The following is a 14,937-nucleotide window of genomic DNA, read 5'->3' as shown; positions in this document are numbered from 1 at the left end:
TCAGGCTCCCCAGAGGACTTGAACGCCCCACACCAGAAAAACGAAGATGGCGAGAATCACGACGGCCTGGAAACCGAAGCGAACACCGGTGTGTTTGAGATAGTCGGTGGAAACCGTCCATAGACCGACCCAGGCGTGAGCGGCCATGGAAATGAAGGCCAGCAAGGAGAAGATGCGCATCCAGGTCTGAGCGAACAGGCCGCTCCAGGTGGCATAGTCCAGATGGGGATGGAACAGTAGATAAGCCACGACGAATAGCGCATAAAGCGCCAGGACGACGGCCGACACACGCTGAATGAGCCAGTCGGAGAGCCCGCTGCGACCCAGATTCGTAATATTGGTTACCATACCCAGACTCCCGCCAGAACCACCAAGACAGCACTGATCACGACCGTGATCTGCGCCTTGCGATTGCCACCTTCGAGATCGACACCGTAGCCGGTATCCATGAGCAGGTGCTTGATTCCCGCGACGAAGTGAAAACCAAGTGCCGACAGCAGGCCCCAGGCGATCAGCTTCGCCAGCACATTGTTTGCCAGCGCATCACGCACCGAATCGAACCCCTCGGGCGAGGACAGTGATGCATCCAGTGCCCAGAAGCCGAAGATCAGGCCGACGAAGAGAATCACGCCGGTGATGCGATGTACGATGGAAGTCAGTGCGGGAAGTGGAAAATGAATGGTGGATAGGTCGAGGTTTACTGGACGTTTGCTATTCACGGCGCTTAAACACTCTCTTAACCCTGACGGGTCATGCCCGTTCAGGGGCGGTGGTTTTTAGAAGCAGGATCACGGTCGCAAGAGCAGTTCCGATGCGGCCCAAACCGGCTGACGATGCCAAATCGTGCGGTAGCAGATTATAGGGTTTGGGTAACAGGATGACAAATCGCCACGCCGTGCGGAGAGCAGCGGATAGCATAAAATACCAGACCCGGCGCGGGCTTGGGGTTGTCGACAGTTATTTCGAATTCTTTCGTTATTGTCAGCCCGACCCATTCAGTTGGTATGATGGTGGCCTGACCTGCAAAAGAACGGGCACCTTTTCCCTTAGCCCGGCATCCCGCCAATACCTCGCAAATTGGGGCCAGCGCCGTCACTGCGGCGTCGAGGCGACCCAGGCGAATTGACAATCCCCTGCGGAAACCTATAGTGGGCGAACGATTTTTCGCCCGCACGGCAGTAAAGACAAAGGCTTATGTCACGATAAAGGAGGCCAACATGGCTGACAGAAAAGCGAAATTATCGGTCGATGGTGTCGACAATGCCATCGAACTGCCGGTATACCCCGGCACCGTCGGCCCCGATGTCATCGACGTCCGCAGCCTGACCGCAGAAGGCCTGTTCACCTACGACCCTGGCTTCGTCGCTACTGCTTCGTGCGAATCCGGCATCACCTATATAGACGGCGCCGCCGGCACACTGCTTCATCGCGGCTACCCCATCGAACAACTGGCGGAAAATTCCAACTACGTAGAACTCTGCTATCTGCTGATGTTCGGCGAACTCCCCTCCGCCGACGAGTATGAAAAGTTCAGAAGCACGATCGCTCGCCACACCATGGTTCACGAGCAGATCGTCAACTTCTACAAGGGATTTCGCCGCGACGCTCACCCGATGGCGGTCCTCTGCGGTGTCGTCGGCGGGCTGGCCGCGTTTTATCACGACAATCTCGACATCACTCAAGCCGATCAGCGCCATGTCAGCGCCATACGCCTGATCGCCAAGATGCCGACCCTGGCAGCGATGTGCCACAAGTACAACATCGGCCAGCCGTTCATGTATCCGCGCAATGACCTCAACTACTCCGAAAACTTTCTGCACATGATGTTCGGCAATCCGTGCGAGAGTTACGGGGTCAATCCGATCATCGCCAAGGCCATGGACCGCATCTTCATGCTGCATGCCGATCATGAGCAGAATGCCTCAACGTCCACCGTACGTCTGGCGGGCTCGACCGGCGCCAATCCGTTTGCGTGTATCAGCGCAGGGATCGCAGCACTCTGGGGGCCGGCACACGGCGGCGCCAACGAAGCGGTACTGGCCATGCTCGACGAAATCGGTGATGACTCCGAAGAGAACATTCAGCGCTTCATCGACAAGGCCAAGGACAAGGATGACCCGTTCAAGCTGATGGGCTTCGGCCATCGGGTCTATCGCAACTTCGACCCGCGGGCCAAGGTGATGAAGGAGACCTGCGACGAGGTCCTGGGCGAACTAGGTGTCGGCGACGATGCGCAATTGCAGATTGCCAAGCGCCTGGAACAGATCGCCCTGGAGGATGAGTACTTCATCGAACGCAAGCTCTATCCCAACGTCGACTTCTACTCAGGCATCATTCTCAAGGCCATTGGCATCCCGACCAACATGTTTACGGTCATCTTCGCGATGGCGCGTACTGTTGGCTGGATTTCCCACTGGAATGAAATGATCACCAATGGCTATCGAATCAGCCGCCCTCGCCAGCTCTACACCGGATACGACAAGCGTGACTATCCCAAAGAGTAGCGCCCTGCAGGCACTCGATCACAGCCAGAACCGTCGACCTTGGGTTGGCGGTTTTTTTTGTGCCTACCGTTCATTCGGAAGATTTCCACACTTACTGTGGATAACCCTGTTCAAAACCACTCGATAATGTCACCAAACCGCCTCCAGAAGCGCCTTGGCAGCAAATTGCTTGAAATTTAACCAACAATAACTCATTGATTTTAATAACTAAAATTTTGATTCGCGTATTTTCAGCAAGTTAGCGGCACTATACGAGCGAAGGAGTGGAGCGGTGGAAAAGCTCGCCGGATGTCAAGCTTGGCGATGATAAAATCGAAGGGGTTATCAACAGCCGCAGCGGCCCGAGAATGCGGTATCGAAGCAAACGGAGAGAAAGATAAGAAAGAACTGCAGACGAGAAAGTGGCGTCCCATAGGGGGTTCGAACCCCTGTTACCGCCGTGAAAGGGCGGTGTCCTAGACCACTAGACGAATGGGACGCGGAAAACGGCAAATGCCGGTTCTTGTGGTGGAGCCTAGCGGGATCGAACCGCTGACCTCAACACTGCCAGTGTTGCGCTCTCCCAGCTGAGCTAAGGCCCCGTTCCAAGAACGGGGCGAACTATACGGCCATCCCACTGATAAGTCAACGCTTTATCACCACAAATGCCGGACCGCCATCAACCGCGGAGGCGGCACCGCGTTAGAGCTCCCGATACTGCTTTTCCAGGCGCTTGGCGTGCTTCTTGGAGACGCCTCCCAGCACCTCGATGGCGTGCCGCAGACGAGCGCGGGTCATATCGGACCCGAGAATCGCCATGGCGTCGAGCACCGATGTCGAGTGGGCGCTTCCCGTCACCGCGACGAATACCGGCGCCAGGAACACTTTCATCTTCAACTCGAAGTGCTCGGCAAGCAGCTTGACCTGAGCCAGCAGCTCATCCTTGTCCCAGCGCGCCACGGCTTCCAGACGCCATACCAGGAACTGCAGCAGTGCCAGCAACGTCTCGCGCTCGAGATCGATGTCGGCAAAACTCGTCTCTCGCACGTCGGGCAGGCCGGCGAAGAAATGTCCGGCCAGCGGCATGGCATCCGATAGCGTCGAGATACGCGGACGAATCTGCGGCAGGATTTGACCGACATACGCCTCGTTGAAGGCCCAGTCACACAGCGCTTTCAGCAATGCGGCATCATCGAGATCTTCTCGGATGTAGACACCGTTGAGCCAGGTCAGCTTGTCGAGATCGAACACCGGACCACCGAGAGACACCCGTTGGATGTCGAAATGGGCCATCATCTCGTCGAGGCCGAATTTTTCGCGCTCGTCCGGCATCGACCACCCCATCCGCCCCAGATAGTTGGTCACGGCTTGGGGCAGGAAACCCATGCGGCGGTAATAATTGATCGAGGTGGGGTTCTTGCGCTTGGACAGCTTCGATTTGTCCGGATTACGCAGCAGCGGCATATGACACAGCTGTGGCATCGACCAACCGAAGTATTCGTACAGCAGCTGATGCTTGGGCGCCGAGTTGATCCACTCCTCGCCCCTCAGAACGTGAGTGATCCCCATCAGATGGTCATCGACCACGTTAGCCAGATGGTATGTCGGCATGCCGTCCGACTTCATCAATATCTGGGCATCGACTTGGGCCCAGTCGACCTCGATCCGCCCTCGCAGCATGTCGTCGACTTCACACACGCCCTCGGACGGGACGTTCATGCGAATGACGTAAGGGTAGCCCTCGACCTCTCGCCGTTGCTGCTCATCAGGATCCAGCGCCAGATCCTGTGGCTTCAGCGCCAGGTGCAACCCAGCCGCCTTACGCGTATCGCGCAGGGTGTCGAGCTCTTCGCTGGTACGGTAGCACTTGAATGCGTGCCCCGACTCGAGCAGACGCTCGGCGTGCTCGGCGTAGATATCGCCGCGCTCACTTTGCCGATAGGGACCGTGCGGACCGCCGACATCGGGCCCCTCGTCCCAATCCAGCCCGAGCCAGCGCAAAGAATCGAGAATCATCTGCTCCGACTCGTCGGTGGAGCGCTGACGGTCGGTGTCCTCGATGCGCAGGACGAATTGTCCGCCATGCTGGCGAGCAAAGCAGAGATTGAAGAGTGCGATGTAAGCCGTACCGACGTGCGGATCGCCGGTGGGTGAAGGCGCAATACGCGTGCGTACCGTCATGAAATCCATTCCGTTGATGAACGAGCCGCCACATTATACGCCCCCAAGGGTGACGACTGCAGTGCTTGCTCGCGGATTCCAAATCTATGTCTTAGCGGATTTTTGCAGTCGTGCTACCAATGAAGAACGTCGGCGACCAAAATCGAGCCTCGCTCCGAGTCGGCTTAGCGCAAACCGGTATTCGCTTGACAGCAAGCACCGCGGGGCCAACGCTTTGGACAACGATAAGAATTTCCCGTAATAACATCTCCACAACTCTGTAACCCGAAACATACTTCGGCAATGAGTGGATATCCTCACAGCACCAATACGCAGGCGAGATTCATGGATGGACGGGTTAGGACCACGAATCAAACAGCTCCGCCTTCAGGCAGGCATGAGCAAGGCCGCACTTGCAAGACGGGTAGGTGTCTCTGACGTCACGATTTCCTATTGGGAATCAGGCACCATCAAGCAGATCGGGCACGAGCGCCTGGTGGCGCTCACTTCAGCGTTGAACTGTTCGATCAAGCAGCTACTTGACGATGATTCGTTGAACGCGATGGCGGTCAACTCTCAGGCGTCGAGCAAGGCCGTGCTCAGCTTGCAGGCGCATCTGTCAGCGCCGTGGGAGCAGCAGGACACGGGCCCCGATGAGATGTCCACGCTGCAAATGCTGACTCAGGATTGTCACTTGGTGACGCCAGCGGACAACGAGTCTTTCGACTTTCTTTTCGAAGGGGATATCGCTGCCATCGCGCCTTGCGATAGGTTCCAGCAGGACGGCCTATATCTTTTGGAGCGGGAGGGGAGGTTACAGATTCAGTATCTGGAGCATCTCGCTTCCGGCAGAATGCGGGTCAGCGGCGAGCAACTGCATGGGGTGACCGTCGAGAGCGTTCGTCATCCGCCCTTCCGGATCGTGGGTTATCTTCGAGCCCGCTGGAGCCGCCAATAGCCATGGTGAACCACGGGCTGGCGCGTACACTGGTCTCCAGGGGCGAAACTTCGCCCCTGAAAATCAGCATCGCGATTCGCTGCATCCTCGCGATGCTGGCCCTGTTCACCCATGACGTTGCTGTTGACGATAGGCAAAGAAGAACACGATCAGCCCGCCCACTGCCGTCGCCGCCCCGACGTAGCCGGTAGCAGTCCAGCCGAAACCAGCGCCGATGGCCACTCCCCCCAACCATGGTCCCAAGGCGTTGGCCACGTTGAAGGCCGCATGGTTGGACGCGGCCGCTAGCGTCTGAGCATCCGCTGCTACATCCATCAGACGTGTCTGCAAGGCCGGAGACAGCGAAACCATGGTACCAATGGCCACGCAGATCAGCAGAATCGACCACAGAGACTGCGCCGCCAGCGGGAACAGCAGCAAGATGGCAATACACCATACCAGCAACCATCCGACGCCCTTGAGTTGCACGCGATCGTAAAGTTTACCGCCGACGATATTGCCGACAATGGCACCGGCCCCAAAGGCCGCCTGTGCTACCGGTATCCAATACGGCGACACCTGAGTCACGTTGATCAGCACCGGCGCCAGATAGCTGAACACGCAGAACATCCCAGCGAAGCCGATTGCACCGACTCCCAGCGTCAGCCAGATCTGGGGCCGTTTGAGCGCCGTCAGCTCCTGAGCGGGGCTATTGCGCCTTTCCTGCCGGTTGAGTGGTAAATAGAGGAACACCAGAATGATGGTGAGAATGGCAATACCGCCAACCAGTACGAAAGCGAAGCGCCAGCTCAATATCTGACTTAACCATGTCGCGAAGGGATTCCCCACCAGCATGGCGATGGTCAGGCCCGACATGACCCGACTTACCGCCTGCGCACGCTTGTGCGAAGGGACTAGCGAGGCAGCGACCAGCGAAGCGACGCCAAAATAGGCCCCGTGGGGAAGCCCCGAAATGAACCGAAAGACCATTAGCGTGTGGTAATCAGGCGCGAGCGCGCTGGCGATGTTACCGACCGCAAAGAAGGCCATCAGCAAGAGCAACAGGTGGCGCCGATAGAAATGGGATCCCAGGACCGCAATGAGCGGCGCACCGACCACGACGCCCAGCGCGTAAGCACTGATCACGTTACCCACCTGCGGCTCCGTGATATTCAACGCTTCGGCCACATTGGGCATCAAGCCCATGATCGTGAATTCGCCGACCCCTATGGCGAAGCCGCCAACCGCCAACGCAAACTCGATCAATAGCGTAAACCGCCGCGAGGGTTTCGCGGCGCCGGTGTCAGCATGAGCCACAGCACTCTCCAACTTTGGTCTAATTGCACAGAACCGCAATTATTCAGGTCTTATCGACAAATGGGAACTACTGCAACGGAATCCGAGACATTTCAAGAGGGGAATACCACCGATTTGACGCTATTTGCAGCCCCGGGAGTCTGCGTCAAGGAACTTTTTCAGCGATGACCGTTCTCAGTAGGCAAGAGATTCAATACCGCTGTCGCTATGCGGTTTCTCGAGCTTACTGTAATGATCGTTCTCGCCGCGCCCTGCGCGGCGATTTTTTGTATGGGTGCCGTGCAGACAAACGTACCGCGCTCATCCGCTCCTCTCCCGCCTCGCCATCGCTCAGCTATACACATGCCGACGACCTAACCCGGTCTGGCCAAAGGCCAATAGCGAACTCGCGGTCAATCCGCTACTGTCACCCGGCCGCCACCTCATCTCTTCATTTGAAACCGGAGCGGAGCGGCGGCCTCACATCATGCCTCGCGGGCCGTGTCCAGCCGGACCATGCCTGGCTGAAATCATACTTCGCTGACGACACAGCACGGATTCATGACCATGAACGTCTCCTCCGATTTTTGTTCTCTGGCCCGACCTTTCAAGCGCATGTGCCAAGCTCTGCCATTGCTGGCATTGACCCTTGCAGCGCCCGCACATGCCGCACCACAGGGCAAGGTCGATTGCATTGCCCCCGCGCAGCCCGGCGGTGGCTGGGATTTCACCTGCCGTTCGGTGGCAAGAACACTGCAGGATCTGTCGATGATTCCTGCCGCCATGCAGACAATCAACGTTCCGGGCGCCAGCGGGGGCGTGGCTTTCAGCCATGTGCAGGCAAAGCGTGCCCAGGATGACGATTTGATTGTCGCGGCATCGACCGCCACGACCACGCAACTGGCATTAGGCAACTATCCCGACGGAAGTGCCGACCAGGTACGCTGGGTGGCAACACTGGGAGCCGATTACGGCGTAATCGCCGTCGCCAAGGACTCTCCCTATCAGTCGCTGAAAGCACTACTCGATGCGCTCAAGGCCGATGCCGGTAGCGTAACGTTCTCGGGCGGCGATGTGGCCGGTGGCTTCGATCACATCAAGGTGCTGATGGCGGCACGAAAAGCCGGTGTCGAGTCCATTCGCGATATCAAGTATCTCGCCTTCGATTCCGGCTCGGTTGCCATCAGCCAGTTGCTGGGCGGTCATATCGACGCTTTCACCGGTGATATCAGTGAAACCAAGAGTTTCGTCGATAGCGGTGATCTTCGTATTCTGGCCGTGTTCTCCGACGAACGGCTGCCGGGCCAGTTTGCCGATATTCCGACGGCCAAGGAGCAGGGAATCGATGTGGTCGCGCCCAATTGGCGCGGTTTCTACACCCCCGCTGGTGCTTCCGAACAGAGCTATGCGTGGTGGACGAAGACGCTGAACACACTCTACGACACCCCGCAATGGCAACAGACCATGACCCAGAACGGACTTCTGCCATTTCACAAGTCCGGGGATGAACTGAATCAATTCGTCGCCCAGCAGATTATCGAGATCAAGGAAATCGGCGACGAATTGGGCATGACACGCTAGATACCGCCTTTCTCGACCTCCTTGAGGACCACGGCAGCCGACATGGTAGACTGCGTCGGTTGCCGCGCGCCGGGGAGCCCTAGCGATGTCACTCTTTCTTCTGGTTTTCGCCATCTGTCTGCTGATCAGCCTGGCAACCGTAACAGCGCTCATGCTGTCTCGTACGCCACGCTACCGCACCCAGGCGCAAGATCTGCTCGATCTGTTCGACGCAGTGCTGGAAAACCGCGCCAGCGAAGCGCGCTGGCATACGCTGATCGGCTATCCGATCCGTCATGACACTTATCTGGAAAACCTGCGCCGGCGAAGTCAACATCTGATGGAAACCTACGGTCGACCGTGGCAGGCCGCTCAGGGAGGATCGCTCTTTTCCCGCAGCGGCCGCGAAGAGCTGGCTGCCCTGCGCGATCACCTGGCGGCACATCAGGCGCTTCAGGAAGGTGAATATCGTGCCTGACCCGGTTCAGTGGCAGCGGATATCATGACGGATACGATCCGGCTCGCCCCGCTCGACAATGCGATTCAGCATCATCATCACGACCACCATCAGATAGTGATCGGGCTGTCGGGTTACGCCGAGTTCGAAATCGCCGGCCAAGGTGGCCTCGTGGCGCCGCTTTCCGGCTGTCTGGTACCGGCCAATATCGAACACTACTACGAAGGAGTCGGCGATAACCGTCAGCTGATCATCGACCTCCCGGACGACGCGGCCTCGCTAACGGGCATGCATCGCCAGCTGAGAGCCCTTTTCGATCGGCCGGGCTACTTCTCGATCGACGAATCGTTGCAGCATTATCTGCAGTTTCTGATACAGGAAATGGCGCAGACCCGTCATGCGCCGGGAGATCTATTGGTCACGACGCTGCTTAGCTCCCTGCACGCCCGTCTCGGCGCAACCCTCTGTTCGCCTTCGTTGACCAAACGAGCCAGCCGGCCGCTCGATACTCAGCGCCTCGAGCAATTCGTTCTCGAGCGGCTGGATCAACGTATTAGCGTGTCCGACCTGGCCAATATCGTCTGTCTTAGCGAGGCTCATTTCAGCGAGCGCTTCCGTGATCAAACGGGAATCACACCCTATCAATTCGTGATGCGGTTGCGGCTGCACACGGCCCGCGAGCTGACGAACCTGACCGACATGCCGCTCGCCGATATCGCGGAACGCACCGGCTTCGCCAACCAGAGCGCCTTGAGCAATGCCTTTCGACGCCGCTACGGCCATTCTCCCACGCATCTGCGTCGCCCCTCTCTCTAGCAAAGCGTTAACGCTCCAGACAGGAGCGTTCAGTCTCCAATACCCCTATCCAGCTTTTAGCGCGCTCACCCGGTCTTTTTAGCAAATATCCCCCGGAAAATTGGCAAGAACCCGCGCCTTGTTTCACGCTAGAGTCAGCTATTACTTCTTTTCATTGGCGTCGGCAAAACTGCAGCGTTTCGAGAGCGGCCGCCGGCGCTGACGTCGATCACTATGGTTCGATATGGCTTGGTTCGACACGGCTTGGTTCGATAGTGCTTGGCTCAATACTGCCTGGTCCAATACTGCTAAAGGGGCTCAACAATGCTGAAAGCCGAACAAATGCTGGACGCTGCCACCTGGCAGACCTCGCTGGAAACCCTGTTCGCGAGGATCAGCGAACATTACATCGTCGACGAAGATGCCTATCTCACCGAGCTATGTACGCTGTTAGGCGCCGGCGAGGCCGATTTCGCTCGTATCGGTGACAATACTGCACAGTTGGTCCGCGACGTACGCGCCATGGACACTGCTGTCGACTCCATCGATGAGTTGCTTCAACAGTACAGCCTCGATACCCAGGAAGGCGTATTGCTGATGTGTCTGGCCGAGGCACTGCTGCGAATTCCCGACAAGACGACCGCCGACGCGTTGATCGAAGACAAGCTGGGCGTCGCCGACTGGAAACGTTATCTGGGGCAAAGTGAATCCTGGTTCGTCAATGCCTCGACCTGGGGCCTACTGATGACCGGCAACGTGATTCAGATGGACAAGCCCCGCGAAGGCAAGCCGGCCAACTTCATCAACAAGATGGTCAATCGCATGGGCGAGCCGGTCATTCGCAGTGCGATGTACCAGGCGATGAAGGTCATGGGCCAGCAGTTCGTGCTGGGGCGCACGATCGACGAGGCGCTCAAGCGCTCCAAACCGCTGTTCAATAAAGGCTACACCTACTCCTACGACATGCTGGGCGAAGCTGCCCGCACGCGCCAGGATGCGCAGCGCTACTTCGATGACTACGCCTCGGCGATTCGCCAAGTGGGTGAAACCAGCGTCAAACTCGATGCCAAAACGCCAGCGCCATCAGTGTCGATCAAGCTATCGGCACTGCATCCGCGCTACGAATTCGGCCGCCGCACCCAGGTTCTCGAAGAACTGGTCGGCACCGTCAAGCAGCTCGTCGAACTGGCCCGTGAACGTCATGTCGCGCTGACCATCGACGCCGAGGAAGTGGACCGCCTCGAGCTTTCGCTCGAAGTCTTTCGTGCCGTTTTCGAGAGCGATGCCTGCCGCGGCTGGGGCCACTTCGGCCTGGTGATCCAGGCCTATGCCAAACGCGCCCTGCCAGTGCTTCATTACATCAATCGACTGGCCGATCAGCAGGGCGACGAAATTCCGCTGCGTCTGGTCAAGGGCGCCTACTGGGACACCGAGATCAAGGAATCGCAGAAACTCGGGATCGACGGCTATCCGGTCTATACCCGCAAGGCGTGCACCGATGTCGCTTATCTCGCCTGCGCCCAGTTCCTGCTCTCCGAAAACACCCGCGGCCGCATCTTCCCCCAATTCGCGACCCATAATGCGCATACCATCACCAATATCCTCGAACTGGCCAACGATGCCGACCGTGCGTTCGAATTCCAGCGCCTTCACGGCATGGGTGAGGCGCTTTACGACGCGGCACTGAAGCGCGCACCGCAGGGCACTTACTGCCGCATCTACGCCCCCGTGGGCGCGCACAAGGATCTGCTGCCCTACCTGGTCCGTCGGCTACTGGAAAACGGCGCCAACTCGTCGTTCGTCCATCAGTTGGTCGACCCGCGCGTGCCGGTCGAATCCCTATGTGTTCACCCGATCGCGACCCTCAAGCCCTACCCAACCTTTGCCAATACCAAAATTCCGTTGCCGAAAGACCTCTACGGTGCGGCACGCAAGAACTCCAAGGGCGTCAATTTGAACATCAACAGTGAATATCAGCCGCTGATCGATCGCATGGCAGCATTCATGGAACGGGAATATCACGCCAAGCCGCTGCTAGGTATCGATGTCGCCGACGACGACAGTCAGCGTCAACGCGTCACCAGTCCCTTCGACCGTCGTCATTCCGTTGGCAGCGTGCAATGGGCGACACACGAGCAGGCCGAACAGGCGGTCGACATTGCCTGGCAGGCATTTCCACGCTGGAGCGAAACCCCGGTCGAAGAGCGTGCGGCCATTCTCGAGCGTCATGCCGACCTGATGGAAACGCATCTCGCTGAACTGATGGCCCTATGTTCACGAGAAGGCGGCAAGTTGCTCACCGATGGCGTCGACGAAATCCGCGAGGCCGTGGACTTCTGCCGCTACTATGCGGCTCGCGCTCGCGAGCTCTTCGCCGAACCTATCGCCCTGCCCGGACCCACCGGCGAGTCCAACGAGCTGATGATGAGCGGCAAAGGCGTCTTCGCCGCCATCAGCCCCTGGAACTTCCCGGTCGCCATTTTTACGGGTCAGCTAGTGGCGGCGGCGGTGGCCGGAAATACCGTACTCGCCAAGCCCGCCGAGCAGACTTCGCTGGTCGCCAACCGGGTGATCGAGCTGCTGTATGAAGCCGGCATGCCGCGGGACGTGGTGCAGCTGCTGCCCGGCGATGGCCCCACGGTGGGCAGCGTACTGAGCAGCGACCCACGCATCACCGGCGTGGTCTTTACCGGATCGACTGCCACCGCGCAGATCATCAATCGGGCACTGGCAGCCAGAGAGAACGCGGCACTACCGACACTCATTGCCGAAACCGGCGGCATGAACGCGATGATCGTCGACTCCACCGCCCTCCCCGAGCAGGTCGTGGCCGACGTCGTTCACTCCGCGTTCCAGAGTGCCGGGCAGCGCTGTTCCGCCCTTCGTGTCCTCTATCTGCAGGAAGATATCGCCGACCGCGTGATCGAGATCCTGCGTGGGGCGATGGACGAACTGCGAATTGGCGACCCGAGCGACCTGGGCACCGATGTCGGCCCGGTCATCGACGAAGAAGCTCGTGAAGGTCTGCTTAGACACGTCGAAACGATGAAGGCGGAAGGCCGATTGATCGCCGAGGCCAAGCTCGATCCCACTCTGACCGAGAACGGCACCTTCGTCGCCCCGATGGCCTTCAGTATCGACGGCATCGAATCAATGGAAGCCGAACAGTTCGGGCCGCTGCTGCATATCGTTCGCTATCGTGCCGACCAGCTCGAAACCGTCATCGACGCCATCAACGGTAAGGGCTACGGGCTGACGTTCGGCGTGCATAGCCGTAATGAGAACTTCACCAATCATGTGGCCAGTCGCATCCGGGTCGGTAACGTCTACGTCAATCGCGACATCATCGGCGCGGTCGTCGGCGTACAGCCTTTCGGTGGCCAGGGCTTCTCGGGGACGGGCCCGAAGGCGGGCGGGCCACATTATCTGTTACGCTTCGCCACCGAAAAAACGCGCACCATCAATACGGCGGCCTTGGGTGGCAACGCTTCACTGCTCGCTATGGGTGACTGAGTTCACGACGCATTATCGACGACTGCAGATCACGGGGAGCCCACAATGGTTAACAACAATGCCGACATGGGCCTCCCCTTCGTACTCCTCCCGAGCGGGGTGCTCGTCGCCAACGCTCAGGTTCGCGTGCGTAAAGCTCGTCGGAGCTACCTCCGGCCTAATAACTAAGAAACAGGAGACTCCAATATGGCTATCGGTGTTTGGATCAGCCTTTTTGCCTACTTTGCGCTCATGATCGCCATCGGCCTTTATGCCATGCGCACATCCACGTCCACCTCAGAAGATTACATGCTGGGTGGCAGGACTCTCAGTCCCCAGGTGGCAGCGTTATCGGCAGGCGCTTCGGACATGAGCGGCTGGTTGCTGCTGGGTCTACCCGGGGCGATGTTCGTATCCGGCCTGGGTTCGGCCTGGATCGGTATCGGCCTGTTCGTGGGGGCATTCTTCAACTGGGTACTCGTCGCACCGCGCCTTCGCGAACAGACGGTTCACTATGGCAATGCGATCACCATTCCCGCCTTCCTGGCAAACCGATTCCCGACTCGGGCCATGTCGCTGAGGACGGTATCCGCTATCGTCATCGTGATCTTCTTCGCGATCTACACGGCATCGGGTCTGGTCGCCGGCGGCAAGTTGTTCGAGAGCGCGTTTTCCGGCGTCATCAACATCGGTGGCCTGAGCGACTACGCGGCGGGCGTCGTCATCACACTCGGCGTGGTACTCGCCTATACCGTTGTCGGCGGCTTCCTGGCCGTGAGCATGACTGACTTCGTGCAAGGCTGCATCATGATGCTGGCCTTAGTGATCATGCCGGCAGTCGTTATCTTCGGCGAAGGGGGTGGCGGTTTCTCACAAGCCTCACAGACCCTGAATGAGGTCGATCCCACGCTGCTATCGTGGACGGATGGATTGACCTTCATCGGTTGGCTATCCGCAGTGACCTGGGGCCTGGGTTATTTCGGGCAACCGCACATCATCGTGCGCTTCATGGCCATTCGATCTCTCAAGGATGTGCCTGTCGCCCGTAACATCGGCATGAGCTGGATGCTCATCTCTCTGATCGGTGCGATCTCCCTGGGCATATTTGGCCGAGCCTATGCGATCCGCAATGGTCTGGATGTCCAGGATCCGGAAACGATCTTCATCATCTTGGCGAACCTGCTGTTCCACCCGTTGATTACCGGCTTCCTCTACGCGGCACTGCTTGCAGCGATCATGAGCACCATTTCCAGTCAGCTGCTGGTGGCATCTTCATCCCTGACCGAGGACTTCTACCGCCTGTTCCTGCGCAAGGAAGCCTCAGAGAAGGAGACCGTCGGCGTCGGCCGGATCAGCGTCGTACTGGTGGGTCTGGTGGCAGCCGTCATTGCCTCTGACCCGAACTCTCAGGTACTAGGGCTGGTCAGTAACGCGTGGGCAGGCTTTGGAGCGGCATTCGGCCCGTTGATCATCTTGTCACTGATGTGGTCGCGCACGAACGGCACAGGCGCCATCGCGGGTATGGTGGTGGGTGCCCTCACCGTAATCGTCTGGATCTCGCTGGGCTGGAGTGATGCGTTCATGGGCGGCCCAGGCGTCTACGAGATCATTCCCGGCTTCATCGCTTCCTTCATTGCCATCCTGGTGGTGAGCCGCGCGACCAGCGATGCGGGTGAATATAAGCAGATCTCGCGTTAACAATAGGGCACGTAGTGCACTCCAAGTCATCGGAAGGGCTCCTGCGGGAGCCCTTTTCG

The 14,937-nt window shown here is 58.5% G+C and carries 11 protein-coding genes and 2 tRNA genes; 7 read left to right on the top strand and 6 right to left on the bottom strand.

Translation table 11 applies throughout. The annotated features are described in order from the left end of the window. Together sdhD and sdhC are read right to left on the bottom strand one after the other, a co-directional pair. Positions 1–348 (bottom strand): succinate dehydrogenase, hydrophobic membrane anchor protein, encoded by a 348-nt coding sequence (gene sdhD / locus DOM27_RS08835; RefSeq protein ID WP_110655662.1) that lies wholly within the window; start codon positions 346–348, stop codon positions 1–3. Then, positions 342–719 (bottom strand): succinate dehydrogenase, cytochrome b556 subunit, encoded by a 378-nt coding sequence (sdhC, locus tag DOM27_RS08830; RefSeq protein WP_110655661.1) that lies wholly within the window; start codon positions 717–719, stop codon positions 342–344. Before sdhC ends, sdhD begins: the two co-directional genes overlap by 7 nt. Positions 720–1,217: 498 nt before the next feature. Between sdhC and gltA the strand changes: the two genes are divergently transcribed. Continuing rightward, a complete protein-coding gene (gene gltA / locus DOM27_RS08825; protein ID WP_110655660.1) occupies positions 1,218–2,504 on the top strand; it encodes a citrate synthase in 1,287 nt (428 codons plus the stop codon). 402 nt (positions 2,505–2,906) lie between these two features. Here gltA and DOM27_RS08820 read toward each other — a convergent pair. From DOM27_RS08820 to gltX, 3 genes are all read right to left on the bottom strand, one after another. Beyond that, positions 2,907–2,982: transfer RNA gene (locus tag DOM27_RS08820), tRNA-Glu, on the bottom strand. Between the two features lie 27 nt (positions 2,983–3,009). Then, positions 3,010–3,085 (bottom strand) — tRNA-Ala (locus DOM27_RS08815). A gap of 100 nt (positions 3,086–3,185) precedes the next feature. Beyond that, positions 3,186–4,664 carry a glutamate--tRNA ligase gene (gltX, locus tag DOM27_RS08810; protein ID WP_110655659.1) on the bottom strand — a complete coding sequence of 493 codons (1,479 nt, stop codon included), beginning with the start codon at positions 4,662–4,664 and terminating at the stop codon, positions 3,186–3,188. Between the two features lie 328 nt (positions 4,665–4,992). On the opposite strand from gltX, the gene DOM27_RS08805 reads away from it, so the two are divergent. After that, complete coding sequence (locus DOM27_RS08805) at positions 4,993–5,601, top strand: helix-turn-helix domain-containing protein (RefSeq protein ID WP_110655658.1); 609 nt, start codon at positions 4,993–4,995, stop codon at positions 5,599–5,601. Positions 5,602–5,706: 105 nt separating this feature from the next. Here the strand turns inward: DOM27_RS08805 and DOM27_RS08800 are convergent, their stop codons facing one another. Beyond that, the gene (locus DOM27_RS08800) at positions 5,707–6,897 is read right to left on the bottom strand and encodes an MFS transporter (protein ID WP_245392650.1); all 1,191 of its coding nucleotides are present in this window, start codon (positions 6,895–6,897) and stop codon (positions 5,707–5,709) included. Between the two features lie 594 nt (positions 6,898–7,491). Here DOM27_RS08800 and DOM27_RS08795 point away from each other — a divergent pair. The 5 genes from DOM27_RS08795 to putP all read left to right on the top strand — a co-directional run bounded on the left by DOM27_RS08795 (position 7,492) and on the right by putP (position 14,878). Continuing rightward, entirely contained in the window at positions 7,492–8,457 is a 966-nt protein-coding gene (locus tag DOM27_RS08795; RefSeq protein WP_245392649.1) for a Bug family tripartite tricarboxylate transporter substrate binding protein, read from the top strand. 85 nt (positions 8,458–8,542) lie between these two features. Beyond that, positions 8,543–8,914, top strand: coding sequence for a hypothetical protein (locus tag DOM27_RS08790; RefSeq protein ID WP_110655655.1), 372 nt, complete (start codon positions 8,543–8,545; stop codon positions 8,912–8,914). Between the two features lie 24 nt (positions 8,915–8,938). Next, entirely contained in the window at positions 8,939–9,709 is a 771-nt protein-coding gene (locus DOM27_RS08785; protein WP_110656406.1) for a helix-turn-helix domain-containing protein, read from the top strand. A 303-nt stretch (positions 9,710–10,012) separates the two neighbouring features. Then, entirely contained in the window at positions 10,013–13,201 is a 3,189-nt protein-coding gene (gene putA, locus DOM27_RS08780; protein WP_110655654.1) for a bifunctional proline dehydrogenase/L-glutamate gamma-semialdehyde dehydrogenase PutA, read from the top strand. A 186-nt stretch (positions 13,202–13,387) separates the two neighbouring features. After that, positions 13,388–14,878, top strand: coding sequence for a sodium/proline symporter PutP (gene putP, locus DOM27_RS08775; RefSeq protein WP_110655653.1), 1,491 nt, complete (start codon positions 13,388–13,390; stop codon positions 14,876–14,878). Positions 14,879–14,937: the final 59 nt, after the last annotated feature.

Source organism: Salinicola halimionae (assembly GCF_003206065.1).
Taxonomy (GTDB): Bacteria; Pseudomonadota; Gammaproteobacteria; order Pseudomonadales; family Halomonadaceae; genus Salinicola; species Salinicola halimionae.
This window is presented reverse-complemented; position numbering and strand designations above follow the sequence as displayed.

Coding starts and splice junctions, on each gene's coding strand:
- sdhD (WP_110655662.1), bottom strand. CDS start 348: ATGGTAACCAATATTACGAATCTGGGTCGCAGCGGGCTCTCCGACTGG.
- gltA (WP_110655660.1), top strand. CDS start 1,218: ATGGCTGACAGAAAAGCGAAATTATCGGTCGATGGTGTCGACAATGCC.
- gltX (WP_110655659.1), bottom strand. CDS start 4,664: ATGACGGTACGCACGCGTATTGCGCCTTCACCCACCGGCGATCCGCAC.
- DOM27_RS08805 (WP_110655658.1), top strand. CDS start 4,993: ATGGACGGGTTAGGACCACGAATCAAACAGCTCCGCCTTCAGGCAGGC.
- DOM27_RS08795 (WP_245392649.1), top strand. CDS start 7,492: ATGTGCCAAGCTCTGCCATTGCTGGCATTGACCCTTGCAGCGCCCGCA.
- DOM27_RS08790 (WP_110655655.1), top strand. CDS start 8,543: ATGTCACTCTTTCTTCTGGTTTTCGCCATCTGTCTGCTGATCAGCCTG.
- DOM27_RS08785 (WP_110656406.1), top strand. CDS start 8,939: ATGACGGATACGATCCGGCTCGCCCCGCTCGACAATGCGATTCAGCAT.
- putA (WP_110655654.1), top strand. CDS start 10,013: ATGCTGAAAGCCGAACAAATGCTGGACGCTGCCACCTGGCAGACCTCG.
- putP (WP_110655653.1), top strand. CDS start 13,388: ATGGCTATCGGTGTTTGGATCAGCCTTTTTGCCTACTTTGCGCTCATG.